Raw genomic sequence first — 21,786 nt, forward strand, 5'->3', positions numbered from 1 at the left:
GCGATGCTCAGTCGTCGCCGTCTTCCCAGCCGTCGAACGGGAACAGCGCGGGCAGGATCGTCTCCATGACCGCCATGCTCTGCATCACGGCGTGGTCGGCCGAGTACGGGCGCGAGACTACGGCGTGATGTGCGTGCACAGGCCTGTCCGGTGCGCTGGAGAGGTGTTCGACGTAAGCGACAAGCAGACGTTGCGCGGCCTGATGCCGATCCGGGCCGTCCTGGGCCGCGCGCAGCGCTGCATGCGCGGGACGCAACGCGGCGGCATCGGGCAGGTGGCAGGTGTAGGCCAGCGTACCGGTCTGATCGTCGGCATCCCGGTAGTCATCCGGGTCGTCCGAGGGCTGGTAGGCCGTGGCCACGCAGCGGGTCCGGCGTAGCCGCGCCATCACCGCGGCAACCGCATCGTCGACGGTGATCGGACCGGTGGACGCGCCGTCTCCGCCCTCGATCCGTGCGGCCAGTTCCTGCCGCAGCAGCCACGCCACACTTTGGCGCGAGCCTTCCAGGTCCGGGAATTCGAAGCCCTCGCGGGCGGAGAGTTCGGTGCGTGCGGTCTCGTCACCCTGCAGCACGATGCGACTCTGCAGATCGAAGCGTTCGGTAGGCGACAGGCGCATGTGGGTCTGCGCGGTGCGGCTCAGGTCAGGCATCCGCGCAGTGCTCCACGATCAGCTGGATCGCGCCACCGCCCCGGTAGTCATCGCTGACCAGCCGGTAGGCGATATGGACGTGGTTGGCCGGCGCATTGCCGGTCCAGCCGCTGAAGTGGATGGCGCTGACCGGCTCGGGGCGGCCCGGCACGCGCAGGCTCAGCTTGAGATGTTTCTCTTTGAGCACCTGCCAGCGCGCCACCTGGAAGTGACCATCGAACAGTGGCTCGGGGAAGCCCTGCCCCCACGGCCCGGCCAGGCGCAGCGCCTCGGCATGGGCGAAATCCAGTTCCTGCGGCAACAGCTCGCCATCGGTCAGCAGCAGCTGCTGCAACGACAGCGGATCGAGCGTGCGCTCCACCACCTCCACGAAGGCCTGCTCGAACGCGGCCAACTGCGCGTGCGGCAGACTGAGGCCGGCGGCCATGGCGTGGCCACCGAATTTATCGATCAGGCCCGGGTGCGCCGCGTTGACCAAGGCCAGCGCGTCACGGATATGGAAGCCGGGGATCGAGCGCGCCGAGCCACGCAGCGAGTCGCCGCCGGGCTCTGAAGGTGCGAACGCGATCACCGGCCGGTGCAGGCGATCCTTCATCTTGGAAGCCACCAGCCCGACCACGCCGGGATGCCATTCGGCATCGAACAGGCAGGCGGCGACCGGGCGCACGCCCTCGGCACTGAGCACCGCCCGCGACACCGCCAGTTCGGCGTCGTCGGTCATCAGCTGCTGGACGGCGCGGCGCTCGGTGTTGATCGATTCCAGCGTCGTGGCGATCTCACGCGCGTGGGCACGGTCTTCGGTGAGCAACAGCTCGATGCCCAGCGCCATGTCTTCCAGCCGGCCGGCCGCGTTCAAACGTGGGCCGAGCGCGAAACCGATGTCACTGCCGGTCAGCCGCGAGGCGTCACGCCCGCTGGCCTCGATCAACGCCTGCAGCCCCACGCACCCCTGCCCGTTGCGCAGCCGGCGCAGGCCGGCCGAGACCAGGGCGCGGTTGTTGTCATCCAGCGCGACCAGATCGGCGACCGTACCCACCGCGACCAGGTCCAGCAGGGTCAGCAGATCCGGCTCTGGCGTCGTGGCAAACGCGCCCTGCTCGCGCAGGTGGCGGCGCAGGGCCATCAATACATAGAAGATCACCCCGACGCCGGCCAACGCCTTGCTCGGGAAGGCATCGCCGCTGATGTTGGGGTCGACGATGGCATCGGCCGGCGGCAGATGTTCGCCCGGCAGATGGTGGTCGGTGACCAGCACCTTCCAGCCGAGTGCCTTGGCCGCATTGACGCCAGCGTGGCAGGCGATGCCATGGTCGACCGTGACCAGCAGACCCGGATTGAGCGGGGCCAGCTCGGCCACCAGCGATGGCGACAGCCCATAGCCATGCAGCATGCGGTTGGGCACCGCGTGCACCACATCGCGCGCGCCGAGCATGCGCAGGCCGCGCACCCCGACCGCACAGGCGGTGGCGCCATCGCAGTCGAAATCGCCGACGATCAGGATGCGTTCGTTGGTGGCGATCGCATCGGCCAGCAGCGCTACCGCGGCCTGCATGCTGCCCAGCAGATCCGGCGCATGCAGCTGGGCCAGCTTCGGCTGGGCCTGCGCGGCATCGGTCACCCCGCGCGCGGCGTACAGGCGCTGCAGCAGCGGCAACATGGAGGACGGCCACTCGCCGACGGCGGCGGCAGGACGGCGCTGGATACGGGGTGCTTCAGACTGGGTCAAAACGGGCTCGATCGATGACGTGCGTGACCATGATACCGCCCTGCCATGGGTAGAGCCGGCCGCTGGCCGGCTGCCGATCGTCGCACTCAGAGGTCGTGCAACTGCACCGGCTTCTTCCAGAACCGCCAGCGCTGGGTCTTGTCGATCTCCACGCGGGCGCCGTCCTCGAAATCCAGCACCAGCCGCTTCAATTCCCCACGGGCGATCGCCGCCAGCAACGGGCGGATCGCCTCATTGCCCAACTGTTCCAGTGAACGCAGCTGACGCAGGTCCACCAGGGCATCCACGGTCTGCTCGCCATCGGCCTGCAGACCCGCGGCCTTGGCCAGCGCCTGCAGCAGCGCATCGCGGCTGCGGACCTGGGCATGCGCGGTGGTCACGCGCTCCGGCAGCTCACCGCCGCCCCAGAACCACAACGAGTTGATCGCACGTTTGCCGTCAGCCACGCGCTGCTGGTTCCACTCGTGCTGGTGCAACACCACCTGCGCTTCGGTCAGCAGGGCGCGCCAGCGGCGGCCCGCATCGCCTTCAGGCAGATGGGCAAACAGATCATCGCCGAGCACTTCATCGGGCTCGGCGAAGACGGGCAGCGTGGTGCCTGGCGGCAGGCGCAGGTACCAGCGTGACGGCACCGGGGCATCCAGCACGAAACCGAACCCGGCAAACAACGGCTGCAACGCCGGAAGCAGGTGCATGACATCGGCCAGATCGGGACGCAGGGTATCCCCGTGCCCCATCAGGCGAGCACCGTGCATGTCCGGCACCACGTTGGCCGGATCGGCCCGCAGCCACACCGCCCCGTCGGCATCGCCGACATCCAGCTGGCGGGTCAGGGCGGCGGCAGACCACGCGTCCGGCTGCGTCTGGAAATGCCGACGCAGCTGGGCGCGTTCGCCTGCCTCGGCGCTGCGGCGCTGCGCACGCCCCAGCGCGTTGGCGACGTCATCGGGCAACGGCGCCGCCGGAAACCGGCTGCGTGCCGGCAGCAACAACGTCGCCGTGGCCATCGCCGTCAGTCCAGGTACTGGACGCTGACGATTTCGTACTCGCGCTGGCCGGCCGGTGCGTCGATGGTGACCGCATCGCCTTCCAACTTGCCGATCAAGGCACGCGCCAGCGGCGAGGAGATCGCGATCAGGCCCAGCTTGATGTCCGCTTCCAGGTCACCCACGATCTGGTAGCGCTTTTCTTCATCGCTTTCCACGTCCGACAGCTCGACGGTGGCGCCGAACACCACCTTGCTGCCGGCGTTGAGCTTGGTGATGTCGATGATCTCGGCATGCGACAGCTCACCTTCCAGCTGCTTGATGCGGCCTTCGATGAAGCCCTGCTCCTCGCGCGCGGCGTGATACTCGGCGTTCTCCTTGAGATCGCCGTGCTCGCGTGCCTCGGCGATCGCCGCGATGACCTTCGGGCGCTTGACCGACTTCAGGTGGTCAAGCTCTTCGCGCAGACGCTGCGCGCCCTTCAGGGTGATCGGTGCTCTCATGCGTTCAACTCCTTGTGCAGTTCCTGCAGCGACCAGACGGGGCCGGTACCGCGGAATTCCAGTGATTGCACCAGCGCCATGGCGCCGGCGATGGTGGTCGAATAGGTCACGCGATGCTGCAGCGCTTCGCGACGGATCGAGAAGGAGTCATTGATCGCCGCGCGACCCTCGGTCGTGTTGACGATGTAGACGATCTCGCCGTTCTTGATCGAATCGACGATGTGCGGACGGCCTTCGACCACCTTGTTGACGATCTCGCAGGCCATGCCGTGCTCCTGCAGCCACGCGCCGGTGCCACGGGTGGCCACCAGGGTGTAGCCGCGCTCGAGCAGTGCCTTGGCGACCGGCAGCACGCGCTTCTTGTCCGGGTCACGGACCGAAACGAAGGCCTTGCCCAGCGGCGGTGCCTTGATGCCACCGGCTTCCTGCGCACGCGCGAAGGCGGCGCTGAAGCTGCGGCCCACGCCCATCACCTCACCGGTGGAGCGCATCTCCGGCCCGAGGATCGGATCGACGCCCTGGAACTTGGCGAACGGGAAGATCGCTTCCTTGACCGAGTAGTAGCCCGGCACGATTTCCTTGGTCGCGCCCTGCTCGGCCAGCGTCTTGCCGGCCATGCAGCGCGCGGCGATCTTGGCCAGCGGCATGCCGGTGGCCTTGGAGACGAACGGCACGGTGCGCGAGGCACGCGGGTTCACTTCCAGCAGGTAGACGATGTCTTCGCCGTTCTCGCCCGCCTGGATCGCGAACTGGGTGTTCATCAGGCCGACCACGTTCAGGGCCTTGGCCAGCTCCACCACCTGGCGACGCAGCTCGGCCTGGGTCTCGGCCGACAGCGAGTACGGCGGCAGCGAGCAGGACGAATCGCCCGAATGCACGCCGGCTTCTTCGATGTGCTCCATCACGCCGCCGATCAGCACGTTGCCGTCCTTGTCGGCAATGATGTCCACGTCCACTTCCACCGCGTTGTCCAGGAAGCGGTCCAGCAGCACCGGCGAATCGTTGGAGACCTTCACCGCGTCGCGCACGTAGCGGGCCAGATCGGATTCGCCGTAGACGATTTCCATCGCGCGGCCGCCCAGCACGTAGCTCGGGCGCACCACCAGCGGGTAGCCGATCTCGCGCGCCAGCAGCAGGGCTTCCTGGTCGTTGCGGGCGATGCGGTTCGGCGGCTGCTTCAGGCCGAGCTTGTCGACCAGCTGCTGGAAGCGCTCGCGGTCTTCCGCCAGATCGATGGAGTCCGGCGAGGTGCCGATCACCGGCACACCGTTGGCTTCCAGCGCGCGCGCCAGCTTCAGCGGGGTCTGGCCACCGTACTGGACGATCACGCCCTTGGGCTGTTCCAGCTCGACGATCTCCAGCACGTCTTCCAGCGTCAGCGGCTCAAAGTACAGGCGGTCGGAGGTGTCGTAATCGGTGGACACGGTTTCCGGGTTGCAGTTGACCATGATGGTTTCATAACCATCCTCGCGCAGCGCCAGCGCGGCGTGCACGCAGCAGTAGTCGAACTCGATGCCCTGGCCGATGCGGTTCGGACCGCCGCCCAGGATCATGATCTTGTCGCGGTTGCTCGGCGCCGCTTCGCACTCGTCCTCATAGGTCGAGTACAGGTACGCGGTGCTGGTGGCGAACTCGGCGGCGCAGGAATCCACGCGCTTGTACACCGGGCGCACCTTGTGGGCACGACGCAGCGCGCGCACGGCCGCTTCGTTGGTACCGGTCAGTTCGGCCAGGCGGGCATCGGAGAAACCAGCGCGCTTGAGCTTGCGCAGACGTGCCGCATCCAGCGCGTCGATGCCGTCGGCGGCCACCTCGGCTTCGGCCTGGATGATCTCTTCGATCTGGTCCAGGAACCACGGGTCGATGTGCGAGAGCGCGAACACTTCTTCCACGCTGAAACCGGCGCGGAACGCATCACCCACGAAGAACAGGCGCTCCGGGCCCGGGGCCTTGAGCTCGCGCTTGATGGTGGTGATGTCGTCTTCGTTGGACAGGTCCAGGCCGGTCGGGTCCAGGCCGATCTTGCCGGTTTCCAGACCACGCAGCGCCTTCTGCAGCGACTCCTGGAAGGTGCGGCCCATCGCCATCACCTCGCCCACCGACTTCATCTGGGTGGTCAGGCGCGCATCGGCCGCCGGGAACTTCTCGAAGGCGAAGCGCGGGATCTTGGTGACGACGTAATCGATCGACGGCTCGAACGAGGCCGGGGTCAGGCCGCCGGTGATCTCATTCTTCAATTCGTCCAGGGTGTAACCCACGGCCAGCTTGGCCGCGACCTTGGCGATCGGGAAGCCGGTGGCCTTGGAGGCCAGCGCCGAGGAACGCGACACGCGCGGGTTCATTTCGATCACGACCACACGGCCGGTGGTCGGGCTGATGCCGAACTGCACGTTCGAACCGCCGGTATCCACGCCGATCTTGCGCAGCACGGCGATGGAGGCATCGCGCAGGCGCTGGTATTCCTTGTCGGTCAGGGTCTGGGCCGGGGCCACGGTGATCGAGTCACCGGTGTGCACGCCCATCGGGTCCAGGTTCTCGATCGAGCAGACGATGATGCAGTTGTCGGCGGTGTCGCGCACCACCTCCATCTCGAATTCCTTCCAGCCCAGCACCGACTCTTCCACCAGCACTTCGGTGGTCGGCGACAGTTCCAGGCCGCGGGTCACGATATCGACCAGCTCTTCGCGGTTGTAGGCGATACCGCCACCGCTGCCGCCCAGGGTGAAGCTGGGACGGATGATGGTCGGGTAGCCGACGCGGGTCTGGATGTCGATCGCTTCTTCCAGCGTGTGCGCGACCGCAGCGGACGGGCACTCCAGGCCGATCTCACCCATGGCCACGCGGAACAGCTCGCGGTCTTCGGCCATGCGGATCGCATCGCGCTTGGCGCCGATCAGCTCGACGTTGTACTTCTCCAGCACGCCGTTGTCGGCCAGGTCCAGCGCGCAGTTCAGCGCGGTCTGGCCGCCCATGGTCGGCAGCAGCGCGTCGGGCTTTTCCTTGGCGATGATCTTCTCGACCGTCTGCCAGTTGATCGGCTCGATGTAGACGGCGTCGGCCATCTCCGGGTCGGTCATGATGGTGGCCGGATTGCTGTTGACCAGCACCACGCGGTAACCCTCGTCGCGCAGTGCCTTGCAGGCCTGCGCGCCAGAGTAGTCGAACTCACAGGCCTGGCCGATGACGATCGGGCCTGCACCGATGATGAGGATGGTTTTAAGGTCAGTGCGCTTGGGCATTGTCTTCTCTAAGTCTGGACAGCGAGGCAGATGGGGGTGATCGCACGCTGTCGATCAGGAAATATCGTCGGGGTTCAGCGCGATCCGGCACTGGTCCTGCAGTCCTTTCGCCAGCTGCACGCCGATGTCGTCGGGCAGCTCCGATTCGATGTCGAGCGTGGCGATGAAGCGGGTGTAGGCCGGGCTGGTCAGAAACGCCGCCACGTCGGCGCGTTCCTTTTCACTCAGGTCGGCGTTGGCCTTGGCGGCAATCGTCGATGGATTGGCACCGGCGAAGGCCGAGGCGAGGCTCTTGCCGCCCGGGGTCCCCAGGAAGCGCGACCACTCCGCGATCACCTGGTCGCCGTCGTTGCCGAGGCCGCTGATCACCGAGCGACGGAACTGCGCGTCGAGCAGGCCCTTGATCGGCGCATACGCGCACTGGCGATCGGTCTCGGGCAGCGCATTGAGCGCCGGCACGTTCTCGACCATCAGTTTGGCCATGTCCGTGCCCAGCGTGCCCAGGCCCAGCGACTGGACCACCGCCCGCACCTCGGCATCCGTGGCCGGCGCGGCCTGGGCCACACCGGTGAGGCACAACAGCGACAGCAGCAGCGCGGGGCTGCGCATCACGCCTTGGCCTCGGCCATCAGGGTCACGAAGCGATCGAACAGCGGGCCGACGTCGTGCGGGCCCGGCGAGGCTTCCGGATGGCCCTGGAACGAGAACGCCGGCACGTCGGTGCGGGCGATACCCTGGTTGGTGCCATCGAACAGCGAACGGTGGGTCACGCGCAGGTTGGCCGGCAGCGACGCCTCATCGACCGCGAAGCCATGGTTCTGCGAGGTGATCATCACGCGGCCGCCGTCCAGATCCTGGACCGGGTGGTTGGCGCCGTGGTGGCCATGGCCCATCTTGACCGTCTTTGCGCCGGAGGCCAGCGCCAGCAGCTGGTGGCCCAGGCAGATGCCGAAGACCGGCACTTTCTTCTCGAGGAAGGTCTTGATCGCGGCGATCGCGTAATCGCACGGTTCCGGATCGCCCGGACCGTTGGACAGGAACACGCCATCCGGATGCATCGCCAGCACTTCGGCGGCCGGGGTCTGCGCCGGCACCACCGTCAGCTCGCAGCCGCGCTCGGCCAGCATGCGCAGGATGTTCAGCTTGGCGCCGAAGTCATAGGCCACCACCTTGAAACGCGGTGCGGCGTTGACGAAGGCATTGCTGTCCAGATCCAGCTGGCCCTCGGTCCAGGTGTAGCGCTTGTCGGTGCTGACGACTTTGGCCAGATCCATGCCCTTGAGGCCGGGGAACTTGCGTGCCGCTTCCAGCGCGGTGTCCACGCTCAGGCCTTCGCCGGCCATCAGCGCACCGTTCTGGGCGCCGCGCTCGCGCAGGATGCGCGTCAGCTTGCGGGTATCGATACCGGAGATGGCAACCACGCCGCGCTGGATCAGCCAATCCTGCAGCGACACCTGGCTGCGCCAGTTGCTCGGGCGGCGCGGCACATCGCGCACGATCAGGCCGGCCGACCACACCTTGGCCGCTTCATCGTCCTGGTCGGTCATGCCGGTGTTGCCGATATGCGGGTAGGTCAGCGTGACCATCTGCCGGGCGTAGGAAGGATCGGTCAACACTTCCTGATAGCCGGTCATGGCGGTGTTGAACACCACCTCACCAACGGACAGGCCGGGCGCGCCTACGGATTCGCCCTCGAATACGGTGCCGTCTTCGAGGACGAGGATTGCGGCTTGGGTCACGGAAATCTCACTTTGGCTACCGAGGGGTCGCCGAAGTCACGCCTGCGCTTCACGAAAAAGCGGCTGCAAAAAAGCGCGGACTGCGGTTCTGGACCGGTCCGGCTGTCGTGATTCGGCGAGCGGGAATTGTAAAGGCAAGCCGGGTGCGACGCCAGTATCCGCGTGCAATTGCCCTGTTCAGGCCGACGGAGGGCGCAGCGCCGGTTCAGGCGCGCGCCCATCCTGCCCGGAGGCCCCCAATTCAGACGGCGGGCGGCGTGGCCCCATCCAGCAGATCCCGGACCCGGTAGCTGCCCGGCGCGCGGCCCGGCAGCTGGCTGGCCGCAAACAGGGCCCCACGGGCAAAAATGTCCCGATTGGTGGCACGGTGGGTCAGCTCGATGCGCTCGCCCAGCCCGGTGAACTGGACCAGGTGCTCACCGACGATGTCGCCGGCGCGCAGGCTGGCGTAGTGCGGGTGCGCCCCGCCCTTCTCCGCCGCCGCGCCCAGGGTCAAGGCCGTGCCGGAGGGCGCGTCCTTCTTCTGGGTGTGATGGGATTCGACGATGTCGCAGTCCCAGCCGGCCAGTGCAGCGGCAGCCCGCTCGACCAGCTCGTCCAGCACCGCCACGCCCAGGCTGAAGTTGGAGGCCCAGACCAGCGGAATCCGGCCCGCCGCCTGGATCAGCGCCTGGCGCTGCGCCTCGCTGATGCCGGTGGTGCCGGACACGAAGCCGGCACCGCGCTCCACGCACAGCGCCAGCACCGGATCGAATCCCTCGGGCAGGCTGAAATCGATGGCGACATCGAACTGGGGGGCACCCGCCAGCTCACTGCTGGCGAAATGCGGCACGCCCTCGACCACGCGCTGGGCCGGCGAGCGGCGGGTGACCGCGGCCACCACCTGCAGGGCGGGATTGTCAGCGGCAAGGCGGAGCAGCGCCTGGCCCATGCGGCCGGAGGCACCGTGGATGAGCAAACGTAGGGGAGTGGTAGTCATGCATGCAGGCTAGCGGGTGGCAGCGACGATGTACAAGAGGAAAACCACCCACGGCTTGCTACGCTGGCCGACCGGTCCGTCTCTGGCAGCCTCTCCATGCAGCGTTTGAAGCAGCGCCTTCCCGTCACCCGCAGCGCACCCGACCTCGGTCATCACCTGGCGGTGCATGGCGGGCTGATGCGGGATTGATCCATGCGCATCTCCGACATCGCCCGACGCAGCGGCGCGAGCCAGAAGGCCATCCGCCTGTATGAAGCACGGGGCCTGCTGGCGCCGATCCCGCGGGTCAATCGCTACCGCGACTACAGCGAACAGGATCTCCACCTGGTCCAGCTGATCCGCCAGGCGCTGACGCTGGGGTTCCGCCTTGCCGACGTGGTCTGCCTGCGTCGTGCCGATGGCGGCATCGATTGGCCACGCGTACAGACACTGCTGGTCACGCGCCAACTGGCGGTACGCGCAGACATGGAGCGCCTCCACCAGCTTGACCAGGCACTCACCGTTCTACGCGATGAGGTGGCCGAACTCGTCGTCCACGGGGATACCGGCGCACTGGAAAGCTGCATGGCTGCTGGCGACTGCCGGGCCGCTTGACTCTGCCCCATGGGGCAGACCGCAGGCTTGCGCTCCCCTCCTGCGAGTTCGCCCATGTCCCGCTCCATCGTCATCCTGCTTGGCCACCCCGACCGTGACAGCCTGTGCGGCACAATCGCCGAGCGCTACCGGGACGCCGCGCAGGCGGCCGGGCACTGCGTCCACCTGTTCGCCCTGGGCGAGGCCGATTTCGATCCTGTCCTGCGCCATGGCTACCGGCAGATCCAGCCGCTGGAGCCGGACCTGCAGGAGATCATGGCCGCCATTGCCCAGTGCAACCACCTGGTGCTGGTCTACCCGACCTGGTGGGGCGGCATGCCGGCACTGTTGAAGGGCTTCTTTGACCGTGCCTTCCTGCCTGGCGTCGCGTTCCGCTATCGCCAGGATTCGGTGTGGTGGGACCGGTTGCTCAGTGGGCGCAGCGCGCGGGTGATCACTACCCTGGACACCCCGCCCTGGTACTACCGCTGGGTGTACCGCATGCCGGGATATCAGCAGATCCGCCGCACGATCCTGGAATTCTGCGGGATCAAGCCGGTCAGGATCAGCGGATTTGGCCCGGTGCGCAGCACCACGCTGGCGCAGCGTGAGGCCTGGTTGCGGCAGGTGGAGCGACTGGGCAACCAGGGCCGCTGACTGTGTTCCTGCAGGGGAATCCACGCAAGGCGTGGATCCCGCCCCTCAGTGCTGCTTCGGCGGCGTCGGCCCACAACTGTCGCAGCCGCCACACGCACCACCGCCACCCGTGGCAGGTGGCGCGATCCTGCGGCCCAGCGCCTGCAACCAGGCGGCGCGGTGCGGTTTCACCAGCCCCAGCGCGATCGCCCCGCGTGCCTTGCGCACGGTACCCGGGAACTGCTTCTTCATCACCACCCACGCGCTGACCAGCACGGCCAGCGCGATCACGATGTACTGCAGCAGCAGGCCGGTCTCCATCAGCCGCCGCCCAGTGCCACAGTCACCTGATAGGTGATCAGCGAGGCGATGTAGGCGGCCGCGAACAGGTAGAACGTGGCAAAGCCCATCTGCTTCCACGAGTTGGTCTCACGCTTGATCGTGGCCAGCGTGGAGATGCACATCGGGGCGTAGATGTACCAGACCAGCAGCGACAGCGCGGTGGCCAGCGACCAGCCGTCGCTGATCAGCGGGGTCAGCGCCTGGCTGGCGGCATCGTCATCGGCGGCGGACAGCGCGTACACCGTGGCCAGCGAGGCCACCGCCACTTCACGCGCGGCCAGGCCCGGGATCAATGCGATGCAGATCTGCCAGTTGAAGCCCAGCGGCGCGAAAAACACCGCCATGGCATGGCCGATCTGACCGGCGAAGCTGTAGTCGATCGCCGGCATGGTCGCGTTCTCCGGCGCCCCCGGGAACGACAGCAGTACCCACAGCAGGATGGTCAGCGCCAGAATGATGCCGCCCACACGCTTGAGGAAGATCATGCCGCGCTCGTACAGCCCGACCGCCAGATCGCGCGGGTGCGGGATGCGGTAGGACGGCAGTTCCAGCATCAACGGATGCTCGCTCTTGTCGCGGCGCCACTTCTTCATCGTCCAGGACATCAGCAGCGCGCTGAGGATGCCGGCCGCGTACAGGCCGAACAGGACCAGGCCCTGCTGGTTGAAGACGCCCCAGATCTGCTTCTGCGGGATGAAGGCGCCGATCAGCAGCGCATACACCGGCAGGCGCGCCGAACAGGTCATCAGCGGGGCCACCAGGATCGTGGCGAGCCGGTCGCGCGGGTCCTGGATGCTGCGGGTGGACATGATGCCCGGCACCGCGCAGGCGAAGCTGGACAGCAACGGGATGAACGAGCGCCCGGACAGACCGGCCGCGGCCATCATGCGATCCAGCAGGAAAGCCGCGCGCGGCAGGTAACCGGATTCTTCCAACGCCAGGATGAAGGCGAACAGGATCAGGATCTGCGGCAGGAACACGATCACGCCCCCCACGCCGGCAATGATGCCGTCGGTAAGCAGGCTGTTGAGCGGGCCTTCCGGCAGCGCGCCACCGATCCAGCCGCCCAGTGCCGCCGTACCGGCCTCGATCAGGTCCATGACCGGCGTCGCCCAGGCATACACCGCCTGGAAGATCAGGAACATCACCACGGCCAGGGTCAGCAGACCGAACACCGGATGCAGCAGCCAGCGATCCAGCGCGTCGTCGATCTTCGCCGTACGTGTCGGCATGCTCACCGAAGCGGCCAGGATGTCGCGCACCTGGGCGTGGTAATCGGCCTCGGCGGCAGGCACCACCACCGGGGCCTGCAGGTGCGGCACCATCGCATCCAGGCGCTCGACCAGCTGGGCCGCGCCGTTGCGGCGCACGGCCACGGTCTCCACCACGGGCACGCCCAGGGCCTGTTCCAGCGCCTGCACGTCGATCTTGATGCCGCGGCGCTGCGCCGCGTCGACCATGTTCAGCGCCACGATCATCGGCTTGCCCAGCTCACGCAGCTCCAGCGCGAAGCGCAGGTGCAGGCGCAGGTTGGTCGCATCGATCACGCACAGCAGCACGTCCGGCGCGGCCTCGCCCGGGTAGAAGCCCCGGCACAGATCACGGGTGATGGCTTCGTCCAGGCTGGCCGGCTGCAGGCTGTAGGCGCCCGGCAGATCGAGCACGGCGAACTCGCGCCCGGACGGTGCACGCAGGCGGCCTTCCTTGCGCTCAACGGTGACGCCGGTGTAGTTGGCCACTTTCTGGCGGCTGCCGGTGAGCTGGTTGAACAGCGCGGTCTTGCCGCTGTTCGGGTTCCCGACCAGGGCGATGCGCAGGGCGTTGCTGGCGGTACTCATGCGCGGGCCTGCTGGGCCTGCAGCGCGGTCACCACGATGCGGGCGGCTTCACTGCGGCGCAGCGCGAAGCGCGTGAACCCTACCTGCACCAGCAGCGGCTCGGCGCCGACTGGACCACGGGCGACCAGACGCACCTCTTCCCCTTTGACGAAGCCAAGCTCCTTCAGTCGGCGGGCGATCGCATCGTTTGCGTGTGTTTCCTGCACGGACTCCACCACGGCGGAGCTGTACAGCGCCAGATCGGACAACGTCACGGAGCGCCTTCTCGATGATAGGAATGGTTATCAATTCTACCATCGACGCGCCGCGCCATTGCCCGTGACCGATGGCCCGCTATGATCTGTACATGTACTGGAGCAAGCCGACCCATGAGTGATGCACTACGGATTGAACGCAGCGCCTCGGTGCTGACCCTGTGGCTGAACCGCCCGGCCCTGCACAACGCTTTCGACGCCTCGTTGATCGCCCAGCTGACGGCCGCCCTGGAGGCCGCCGGCCGCGACGACCACGTCCGGGCGGTGGTGCTGGCCGGCGAAGGCGCCTCGTTCTCGGCGGGCGCGGACATGCAGTGGATGCGTGGCATGGCCGCCGCCAGCGAGGAGGACAACCGCCAGGACTCCCTCGCCCTGGCCCGCCTGATGCGGACCCTGGATGAGCTGCCCAAGCCGACCATCGCCCGTGTCCAGGGCGCCGCCTTCGGTGGCGGGGTCGGCCTGGTGGCCTGCTGCGATATCGCCATCGCCAGCACCAGCGCCCGCTTCGGCCTGACCGAGAGCCGCCTGGGCCTGCTGCCCGCCGTGATCTCGCCCTATGTCATCGACGCGATCGGCCCACGCCAGTCGCGGCGCTGGTTCGCCACTGGCGAGCATTTCGACGCCGAGACCGCCCTGCGCATCGGCCTGGTCCACCAGCTGATCGAGCCTGAACGGATCGACGAGGCCGTCCAGCGCCAGCTCGGCCTGCTCGACAAGGCCGGTCCGGTGGCCGCTTCGTCTGCCAAGGCGCTGGTCCGACGGGTCGCACTGGGCCGCGACCGCGACGCCACCGACCGCGACAACGCCGCCCTGATCGCCCGCCTGCGGGTCTCGGCCGAAGGTCAGGAAGGCCTCGGCGCCTTCCTGGACAAGCGTGCCCCGCACTGGGTCACCCAGGACTGAGGAGACGTACCATGCTCGACCACGTTGGCATCCGCTGCGGCGATTTCGCGCGCAGCCTGTCGTTCTTCCAGCAGGCCCTGGCCCCGCTGGGCATCTCGGTGGTGATGCAGGTCTCGGCCGCGCAGACCGGCGACCATGACCATGCCGGCTTTGGCCGCAGCGGCAAGCCGGACTTCTGGATCGGCAACGCCCCGGGCGCCCATGGCGGCGTGCACGTCGCCTTCAGCGCGGGCAGCCGGGCCGATGTGGACGCTTTCCACCGCGCCGCACTGGCAGCCGGCGGCACGGACAACGGCGCCCCGGGCATCCGCGAGCATTACCACCCCCACTATTACGGGGCGTTCGTGCTTGACCCGGATGGCAACAACATCGAAGCGGTCTGCCACCTCCCGGGCTGACCGCCCATCGCCGGCGGGATGGCCGCTTTGTCGCCCATCCCGCGTATCCCCCTTTCGTGGCCCGCCGGGGAACGTGGGCCGCCTTTCGTCTGACAGGAATCTCCGTGATCTCTACCCCGCCCCGCCCCCTGCTGGTCGTCCGTCGCTCCGTTCGCGGAGGGCTGGCACATGGATGACTTCGTCCGCATCGTCGAGGTCGGCCCGCGTGACGGGCTGCAGAACGAAGCCCAGCCGGTGGCCACCGCCGACAAGATCGAACTGATCCGCCAGCTTTCGCTGACCGGCCTGCGCACCATCGAGGCGACCAGCTTCGTCAGCCCGCGCTGGGTGCCGCAACTGGCCGACGCCGCCGAGGTCTACACCGGCATCGAGCGCCGCCCGGGCATCGACTACCCGGTGCTGGTGCCCAACGAACAGGGTTACGACCGCGCACGCGCGGTGGGCGTGCAGGAGGTGGCGGTGTTCACTGCCGCCTCGGAAACCTTCAACCGCACCAACACCAATGCCGGCATCGACGAGTCGCTGGCGCGCTTCGCGCCCATCCTGGCGCGGGCCAAAGCCGACGGGGTCAAGGTGCGTGGCTATGTGTCCACCGTGCTCGGCTGCCCCTACCAGGGCGAGGTCGCGGTGAGCGAGGTGGTCCGTGTCGCGCGCGCGCTGCATGACATGGGCTGTTACGAAATCTCGCTCGGCGACACCATCGGCGTCGGCACGCCGCGCAAGGCACGCGCGATGCTCAACGCGGTCGCCAGCGAACTGCCGATGGCCGCGCTGGCCGTGCACTTCCATGACACCTATGGCCAGGCGCTGGCCAACATCGATGCCTGCCTGGAAGAAGGCGTGCGCGTGGTCGATTCGGCGGTGTCCGGTGCGGGTGGCTGCCCGTATGCCAAGGGCGCCAGCGGCAACGTCGCCAGCGAAGACGTGGTCTACATGCTGCATGGCATCGGCATGCGCACCGGCATCGATCTGCCGGCGCTGGCCGCCACCGGGCGCTGGCTGGCCGCACGGCTGGGGCGCGAGACCGGCAGCAAGACCGGCAGGGCGCTGGCGGCGACATGAAAAGTGGCGGCCCGCGCAAGGACGCTGCGGTGGGTGATCACCTCACCCCCCACGTCCACGCGCTGGCTGCCCTGGAACGCGCCCTGGCCCACTCGCCGGGCGACCTGCGCGGCCTGCTGGAGGAGGTCCAGCAGGCCCTGCAGGAAGCGATGGACGAGCGGCAGCTGGCCCTGCGTCGCTATGCCGCCTTGTTCGATGCCGTCCCCGACCCGGTCAGCATCCTCAGCGAACGCGGCGTGGTACTGGACCTCAACAAGGCGGGCGTGCGTGCCTATGGCCGCCCCCGCGAGGAGATCGTCGGCCAGCCGATCGAACTGTTGAACCCGGACCTGCCCGGCGACCACCTGGACCCGGTCTGGGAAGCCCTGCATCGGGGCGAGACCTACGTCATCGAAGTCACCAACATGCGCGGCGATGGCAGCCGCTTCCCGGTGGAGGTGCATTCGGCCGGCTTCGAGCACCAGGGCGAGCACTGCATCGTGGCGGTGGCGCGCGACCTGAGCAGCCGCTGGCAGGCCGAATCGCGTTACCGGCTGCTGATGGAATCCATCGACAAGGGCGTGATCCTGTTTGACCGCCAGTTGCGGGTGGTCTCGGCCAACCCGGCCGCGCACCGCATTCTGGGCACCGCCGGCAATGGCGGCAGCCTGCAGGCGATGCTGGCGCCGGAGGACTGGATCAGCGTGGACGAGCACGGCCACCCGCTCACCCGCGACCAATGGCCCGCCAGTGTCTCGCTGCAGACCGGGCGCATCGTGCGCAGCACCATCGTCGGCCTCTACCACCGCCCGCGCGGCCGGATGATCTGGATCTCCACCACCAACGTGCCGGTGTACGGCAACGGGCGCGATGCGCCGGACCACGTGTTCGGGCTGTTCAGCGACATCACCGAGCTCAAGCGCAACAACACCCTGTTCGACCGCGCGCAGTCGCTGGCGCACATCGGCGGCTGGGAGTGGGACCGCGGCCTGCAGCGCCTGTACCTCACCGACGAAGCGACCCGCATCCTTGGCCAGAACCTGCCGATGCACGACATGGCCGAGCTGCTGGAGTGCCTGCGCCTGGATGATCGCGCGCTGCTGCAGCAGGCGCTGCTGGAGGTGATCGACCGGCAGGTGTCCTTCGAACTGGAGCTGCAGGGCCAGCGCAGCGACGGCCACTCGTTCTGGGTGCGCATGATCGGCGAAGCCGAGGCCGGTGATGTCGATGCCGCCCGCATCGCTGGCACCGTGCAGGACATCACCGCGCGCAAGCAGGCCGAAGAGACGCTGCGCATCCAGGCGCGCACCGATCCGCTCACCGGCATCATGAACCGCGATGCGGTGCTCAATGACCTGGCCACACGCATGGCCAACCCCACCCATTGCCGGGTGGCCGTGCTGTACATCGACCTGGACCGCTTCAAGATCGTCAACGACCTGCTCGGCCACAACGCCGGCGATGAGCTGCTGATCGATGCCACCCGCCGCATCGCCACTGCGATCGGTACCGAGGGGCTGCTGGCCCGGTTCGGCGGCGATGAGTTCCTGGTGGTCTGCGATACCCGCGACCAGGCCGATCAGCCCGAGCGGCTGGCCGATGCGATCACCCGTGCGTTCAGCACCCCGTTCCGCTTCGGTGCCGACGAATTCCCGGTGACCACCAGCATCGGCATCGCGCGTGCGCCTCAGGATGGGCTGCGCCCGCAACAGCTGATCCAGAACGCGGACATCGCCATGTACGACTGCAAGCGGCGCACCCGCAATGGCTGGCAGGTGTTCTCGCCCGCGCTGGCGCAGCGCCAGCATGATCGGCTGCAGATCGAGAGCCGGCTGCACCGGGCGCTGGACGACGACGAGTTCCACCTGGTCTATCAGCCGCAGGTCAACCTGCACAGCGGCCAGCTGATCGCCGCCGAGGCGCTGATTCGTTGGCGCAACACGCAGCTGGGCGAACTGCGCCCGGACATCTTCATCGGCCATGCCGAGAGTACCGGCGACATCGTCCGGATCGGCCTGTGGGTGCTGCGCGAGGCCTGCCGACAGGTGCGCCAGTGGCAGGACGACGGGCTGGGCATCGTGCGGGTGGCCGTCAATGTGTCCTACCGGCAGTTCGTTGGCGAGGATCTGGCCCGGAACGTGCGCGCCGTACTGGACGAATTCCACCTGCCCGGCAGCGCACTGGAGCTGGAGTTCACCGAGCGGGTCTTGATCGAAGATGCCCCGGATACCCTGCGTACCTTCGCGCAGCTGCGCGAGATGGGTGTGCTGTTGACCATCGACGACTTCGGCGAAGGCTACAGCGCGCTGAACTATCTGCGCCGGCTGCCGATCCATGGCCTCAAGCTGAGCCAGCTGTTCGTGGAGGGCGTGCCGACCAACCGTTCGGACGTGGCGGTCTGCGAGGCCGTCTGCGGCATCGCGCGCAGCCTTGGCCTCGGGCTGGTCGCCGAGGGCATCGAATCGGAGGCCCAGCGCCAGTTCCTGACCACGCTGGGGGTCTCGGTCGGCCAGGGCTTCCTGTTCGCGCCGGGGCTGGCGGCGGACGAGTTCGCCCGGCGGCTGGCGCTGCGTGCCAAGGTCGCCGTGGGCAGTGCACAACGGTGATGGCGGCCGCTTCCGCTAGAATCGGCGGTTCTTGAACCAGCGGGATCGTGCAATGCAGCTGTCTTCTGTCCGCGCCGTCATCACCGGCGGTGTTTCCGGCCTTGGCCTGTCCGTGGCCCAGCACCTGGTCGCCCACGGCGCCAAGGTGGCCCTGTTCGATCTCAATGACGACAAGGGCGCGGCCGCCGTGGCCGCGCTTGGCGAGTCCAACGCGCGCTACTACAGCACCAATGTCAGCGACGAAGCCGCCGTGGCCGCGCAGATCGATGCCGCCTGCGACTTCCTGGGCGGGCTGAACACCGCGATCAACTGCGCCGGCATCCTGGGCGCAGGCCGCGTGCTTGGCAAGGAAGCGCCGATGCCGCTGGCCAACTTCCAGGGCACGGTGATGGTCAACCTGGTCGGCAGCTTCAACGTCGCCAAGGCCGCCGCCAACCGCATGCAGCACAACACCCCGGGCGAGGATGGCGAGCGCGGCGTGATCATCAACACCGCCAGCGTGGCGGCCTATGAAGGCCAGATCGGCCAGGCCGCCTATGCCGCCTCCAAGGGCGGCGTGGTCAGCATGACCCTGCCGATGGCCCGCGAACTGTCGCGGTTCGGCATCCGCGTGATGACCATCGCCCCGGGCATCTTCTGGACCCCGATGGTCGATGGCATGCCGCCGGCCGTGCAGGAATCGCTGGCCGCCTCCATCCCGTTCCCGCCGCGCCTGGGCAAGCCGGAAGATTTCGCCGGCCTGGTCGCCTATATCCTGGGCAACACCTATCTCAACGGCGAGACCATCCGCCTTGACGGCGCCGTGCGTCTGGCGCCGAAGTAAGCGAGCACGCAACCCGCTGGGTGCCCGGTTCCGGCACCCGCCACCTCCACGAACCGACCTTCATTCCCATGAAAGCCAGCGACATCAAGAAAGGCAACGTCGTCGAATTCAACAACGGCGTCTACCAGATCCGCGACATCGAACGCAGCTCCCCGCAGGGCCGCGGCGGCAATGTCCGTTTCCGTTTCATCATGTACAGCGTGCCGGGCGGCAACAAGCTCGATTCCAGCTTCGATGCCGACGACAACCTGCCGGAAGTCGAGCTGCTGCGCCGCCAGGCGACCTACTCGTACATGGATGGCGACGCCTTCGTCTTCCTGGATGACGAGGACTACACCCCGTACATGGTCGATGCGGATGTGCTCGGCGATGACGCCGGCTACATCACCGATGGCCTGACCGGCATCTACGTGCAGGTGATCGACGAAACCCCGGTGGGCGTGCAGTTGCCGACCAGCGTGGTGCTGGAAGTGGTCGAGACGCCGCCGGAGCTCAAGGGCGGCACCGCCACCAAGCGCCCGAAACCGGCCAAGCTCAGCACCGGCATCGAAATCATGGTGCCGGAGTACATCGCCAACGGCGAACGTGTGCTGGTCAACACCACCACCGGTGAATTCGCCGGCCGTGCCGACTAAACGGTCCGCACTGATCGTCCTGTTCCTGCTGCTCGCGGCGTGCTCGCCGCGGGCAGTGGAGCGTGAGACATCGGGTACCCCGCGCGCACCTGCCACGTTGGCTGATACCGCCAGCGGGGCGCGTTGCGACGTGCCAGCGGAGGTGTTCGTGGCCGAGGACATCCGCATGTACTGCGCGATGCCCGGCGATGTGCAGGCCTTCCTGGCGCGGGAAAGCGCCTGCCAGCACTTCGCTGGCGAAGAAGCGTACGACGAAGACCGTGCGCGCGAGTTGGCGTACGCGATCCACGAGAGCTGCGACGACCGTGCCAGGCTCTTCAATCAGCTCCTGCACCGTCATGCCGACAACTGCCTGGTGCACACCGAGCTGATGCTGCTGGGCACCCGCAATGAGCTGATCCTGGATGCCGACAGCCGGGCGCTGCCCAACCCCTGCCCGCGCGGCATGTGATGATTCACCGGACGCGCATGCGCGCATCCGGTGCCTTCAACGGGATCCGAGCTTGCTGGATCAGGGCTTGGCCGCCAACGATGGCGCGCCGGCAAAATCACCACAGCCGTGGTACTGGCGCGCGCCGACCGTGAGCATGGCCGTGGCACCGAAGGCCTGGCCGCTCATGTCGTCCTGGCACACCGTACGCTGGAAGGTCAGCTTGACCGGGGTGCCATCGGCGGCGGTACCGGACCAACCGTCACGGCCCTGCGTGGGGCTGGCAATCTCGAGCGTGCGCTCGCCGTAGTCCATCTCGATGTGCAGCGCCGGCGTGGCACCCGCCCCGACCTGGGCCAGCCAGCCGGGCTCATTGCCGGTCGCGCGGAATCCGCCTGCGGCATCGGCCTGCGCAGCCGCATTGGCGGTCGCATTGGCCGGCGGTGCTTCGCCGCCCTGTTCGCCGGTGCCGGTGCAGGTACGGTCCGGCTCGCCCTTCAGGATCAGGATCCCGTCGGTGGTGCCCTTGGTCCAGAATTCGTTGCCCTGCCCATCGCCATACTTCGCGCCCGACGCCGCCGGCTGCGAGGACATCGCGAAGGTGCGGTCATCGACCACCACCGTCGCCGAATCCTGTCCGCGGTAAGTGGCATGCACTTCATGCTCGCCACAGCGGAACGCATAGCTGCGCTCATCGGTGGTGGAGGCATCGCTCGGGGGCGGCGCTTCGCTGCCATTGGCGGCGGGGCTGCTCTGGCTGGCCGGTTGGCAGGCGGCGAGTGCGCCGGTAATGGCCAGGCTCAACAACCAGGGAGATGCGCGCATGAGGTACTCCTTGCGATAACGTCGACAACACTTGATCGTACCTGCCGCGCCGTGAGAACAGGTGAAGCGATGCTGACCTCGCAGGCATCGCTGAACACGCGGTTCAGTGCGGACGCGGCGCCGCCGGCAGCATGCACAGCGAGAGCAGATGGACGCCCGGCGCGCCCGTGCAGCGCGCCCAGACCCGCAGCAGGCGCATCGCATGCAGCTGCCTGCCGTGCTCGCCATCGAGGTGGATGCGCAGCTCGCCGGTGACCAGCACCATCGCGCCGCAGGCCAGCTGCTCGGTCTGCTGCCGCTCGATCGCGGCGATGCGGATGCGCCGCGCGTTCCAGCCCGCCAGCAACGGGGAGGCATCCTGACGCTGGCCGTCGAGGTCGGTCAGGAACAGTGCCGGTGACAGCAGTGCGCTCAGCTGCTGCGGCTGCCACTGGATCAGCGCATCCCACAGCCGTGCCTCGGCCGCCTCGACGTGTGCCGGTTGCAGTACCGCGCTCATGTGCGCACCTGCCATCGTCGCTGCGGCACTTCGCTGTGCGCGCGCAGCGCCTGGATCACCGCCACCGGGGCGGCATGCCTGTTCTTGCTCTTCATCTGCAGCACAGCTGCCGGGATACCGGCCGAAATCACGATGGCGGCAGTCTGCGCGGCCTCGGTG

Annotated in this window: 22 protein-coding genes; 9 read left to right on the plus strand and 13 right to left on the minus strand. The window is 67.8% G+C overall.

Annotation, left to right across the window (positions count from 1 at the left end; all coding sequences use genetic code 11):
- Window positions 1-7: 7 nt before the first annotated feature.
- The 8 genes from ABE571_RS01645 to dapB all read right to left on the minus strand — a co-directional run bounded on the left by ABE571_RS01645 (window position 8) and on the right by dapB (window position 9,824).
- Window positions 8-652: a hypothetical protein gene (locus ABE571_RS01645; RefSeq protein ID WP_346462204.1), complete on the minus strand. Its 645-nt coding sequence runs from the start codon at window positions 650-652 to the stop codon at window positions 8-10.
- A complete protein-coding gene (recJ, locus tag ABE571_RS01650; RefSeq protein WP_313212712.1) occupies window positions 645-2,309 on the minus strand; it encodes a single-stranded-DNA-specific exonuclease RecJ in 1,665 nt (554 codons plus the stop codon). The genes ABE571_RS01645 and recJ overlap by 8 nt, the downstream gene beginning before the upstream one ends.
- Before the next feature lie 155 nt (window positions 2,310-2,464).
- Window positions 2,465-3,385, minus strand: coding sequence for a phosphoglycerate mutase (locus ABE571_RS01655; RefSeq protein ID WP_346493060.1), 921 nt, complete (start codon window positions 3,383-3,385; stop codon window positions 2,465-2,467).
- A 5-nt stretch (window positions 3,386-3,390) separates the two neighbouring features.
- Window positions 3,391-3,855, minus strand: coding sequence for a transcription elongation factor GreA (greA, locus tag ABE571_RS01660; RefSeq protein WP_026069738.1), 465 nt, complete (start codon window positions 3,853-3,855; stop codon window positions 3,391-3,393).
- Between the two features lie 8 nt (window positions 3,856-3,863).
- Window positions 3,864-7,106: a carbamoyl-phosphate synthase large subunit gene (carB, locus tag ABE571_RS01665; RefSeq protein ID WP_313218218.1), complete on the minus strand. Its 3,243-nt coding sequence runs from the start codon at window positions 7,104-7,106 to the stop codon at window positions 3,864-3,866.
- A 54-nt stretch (window positions 7,107-7,160) separates the two neighbouring features.
- Window positions 7,161-7,715 carry a hypothetical protein gene (locus ABE571_RS01670; RefSeq protein ID WP_346462690.1) on the minus strand — a complete coding sequence of 185 codons (555 nt, stop codon included), beginning with the start codon at window positions 7,713-7,715 and terminating at the stop codon, window positions 7,161-7,163.
- Window positions 7,715-8,845: a glutamine-hydrolyzing carbamoyl-phosphate synthase small subunit gene (carA, locus tag ABE571_RS01675; protein WP_313212716.1), complete on the minus strand. Its 1,131-nt coding sequence runs from the start codon at window positions 8,843-8,845 to the stop codon at window positions 7,715-7,717. Before carA ends, ABE571_RS01670 begins: the two co-directional genes overlap by 1 nt.
- Window positions 8,846-9,086: 241 nt before the next feature.
- Complete coding sequence (gene dapB / locus ABE571_RS01680) at window positions 9,087-9,824, minus strand: 4-hydroxy-tetrahydrodipicolinate reductase (RefSeq protein WP_346493061.1); 738 nt, start codon at window positions 9,822-9,824, stop codon at window positions 9,087-9,089.
- Window positions 9,825-10,016: 192 nt separating this feature from the next.
- Between dapB and ABE571_RS01685 the strand changes: the two genes are divergently transcribed.
- Window positions 10,017-10,418, plus strand: a complete 402-nt coding sequence (locus ABE571_RS01685) for a MerR family transcriptional regulator (protein ID WP_346493062.1) — start codon at window positions 10,017-10,019, stop codon at window positions 10,416-10,418.
- 54 nt (window positions 10,419-10,472) lie between these two features.
- Window positions 10,473-11,054 (plus strand): NAD(P)H-dependent oxidoreductase, encoded by a 582-nt coding sequence (locus ABE571_RS01690; RefSeq protein ID WP_346462202.1) that lies wholly within the window; start codon window positions 10,473-10,475, stop codon window positions 11,052-11,054.
- A 45-nt stretch (window positions 11,055-11,099) separates the two neighbouring features.
- Here the strand turns inward: ABE571_RS01690 and ABE571_RS01695 are convergent, their stop codons facing one another.
- Genes ABE571_RS01695 through ABE571_RS01705 form a run of 3 tightly spaced genes read right to left on the minus strand, consistent with a single transcriptional unit; the run spans window position 11,100 to window position 13,467 of the window.
- Entirely contained in the window at window positions 11,100-11,354 is a 255-nt protein-coding gene (locus ABE571_RS01695) for a DUF6587 family protein (protein WP_346462201.1), read from the minus strand.
- Window positions 11,354-13,213 (minus strand): ferrous iron transporter B, encoded by a 1,860-nt coding sequence (locus ABE571_RS01700; RefSeq protein ID WP_313212721.1) that lies wholly within the window; start codon window positions 13,211-13,213, stop codon window positions 11,354-11,356. Before ABE571_RS01700 ends, ABE571_RS01695 begins: the two co-directional genes overlap by 1 nt.
- On the minus strand, window positions 13,210-13,467 hold the full coding sequence (locus ABE571_RS01705; protein WP_313212722.1) for a FeoA family protein: 258 nt from the start codon (window positions 13,465-13,467) through the stop codon (window positions 13,210-13,212). Before ABE571_RS01705 ends, ABE571_RS01700 begins: the two co-directional genes overlap by 4 nt.
- A gap of 114 nt (window positions 13,468-13,581) precedes the next feature.
- On the opposite strand from ABE571_RS01705, the gene ABE571_RS01710 reads away from it, so the two are divergent.
- The 7 genes from ABE571_RS01710 to ABE571_RS01740 all read left to right on the plus strand — a co-directional run bounded on the left by ABE571_RS01710 (window position 13,582) and on the right by ABE571_RS01740 (window position 20,324).
- Window positions 13,582-14,370: an enoyl-CoA hydratase-related protein gene (locus ABE571_RS01710; protein ID WP_313218210.1), complete on the plus strand. Its 789-nt coding sequence runs from the start codon at window positions 13,582-13,584 to the stop codon at window positions 14,368-14,370.
- 11 nt (window positions 14,371-14,381) lie between these two features.
- Window positions 14,382-14,768, plus strand: a complete 387-nt coding sequence (locus ABE571_RS01715) for a VOC family protein (RefSeq protein ID WP_313212724.1) — start codon at window positions 14,382-14,384, stop codon at window positions 14,766-14,768.
- A 168-nt stretch (window positions 14,769-14,936) separates the two neighbouring features.
- Window positions 14,937-15,830, plus strand: a complete 894-nt coding sequence (locus tag ABE571_RS01720) for a hydroxymethylglutaryl-CoA lyase (RefSeq protein WP_313212825.1) — start codon at window positions 14,937-14,939, stop codon at window positions 15,828-15,830.
- Window positions 15,827-18,415: an EAL domain-containing protein gene (locus tag ABE571_RS01725; RefSeq protein ID WP_313218208.1), complete on the plus strand. Its 2,589-nt coding sequence runs from the start codon at window positions 15,827-15,829 to the stop codon at window positions 18,413-18,415. The genes ABE571_RS01720 and ABE571_RS01725 overlap by 4 nt, the downstream gene beginning before the upstream one ends.
- A 52-nt stretch (window positions 18,416-18,467) precedes the next feature.
- Window positions 18,468-19,238 carry an SDR family NAD(P)-dependent oxidoreductase gene (locus tag ABE571_RS01730; protein WP_102788428.1) on the plus strand — a complete coding sequence of 257 codons (771 nt, stop codon included), beginning with the start codon at window positions 18,468-18,470 and terminating at the stop codon, window positions 19,236-19,238.
- A 68-nt stretch (window positions 19,239-19,306) separates the two neighbouring features.
- Window positions 19,307-19,873: an elongation factor P-like protein YeiP gene (gene yeiP / locus ABE571_RS01735; protein ID WP_121036675.1), complete on the plus strand. Its 567-nt coding sequence runs from the start codon at window positions 19,307-19,309 to the stop codon at window positions 19,871-19,873.
- On the plus strand, window positions 19,863-20,324 hold the full coding sequence (locus ABE571_RS01740) for a hypothetical protein (protein ID WP_346462198.1): 462 nt from the start codon (window positions 19,863-19,865) through the stop codon (window positions 20,322-20,324). The genes yeiP and ABE571_RS01740 overlap by 11 nt, the downstream gene beginning before the upstream one ends.
- Window positions 20,325-20,384: 60 nt before the next feature.
- Here ABE571_RS01740 and ABE571_RS01745 read toward each other — a convergent pair whose 3' ends face one another.
- On the minus strand, window positions 20,385-21,128 hold the full coding sequence (locus tag ABE571_RS01745; RefSeq protein WP_346465093.1) for an MliC family protein: 744 nt from the start codon (window positions 21,126-21,128) through the stop codon (window positions 20,385-20,387).
- Between the two features lie 103 nt (window positions 21,129-21,231).
- The gene (locus tag ABE571_RS01750) at window positions 21,232-21,627 is read right to left on the minus strand and encodes a nuclear transport factor 2 family protein (protein WP_313218204.1); all 396 of its coding nucleotides are present in this window, start codon (window positions 21,625-21,627) and stop codon (window positions 21,232-21,234) included.
- Window positions 21,628-21,786 lie beyond the last annotated feature (159 nt).

Source organism: Stenotrophomonas sp. TWI273 (assembly GCF_039674765.1).
In the GTDB taxonomy this organism is placed as follows: domain Bacteria; phylum Pseudomonadota; class Gammaproteobacteria; order Xanthomonadales; family Xanthomonadaceae; genus Stenotrophomonas.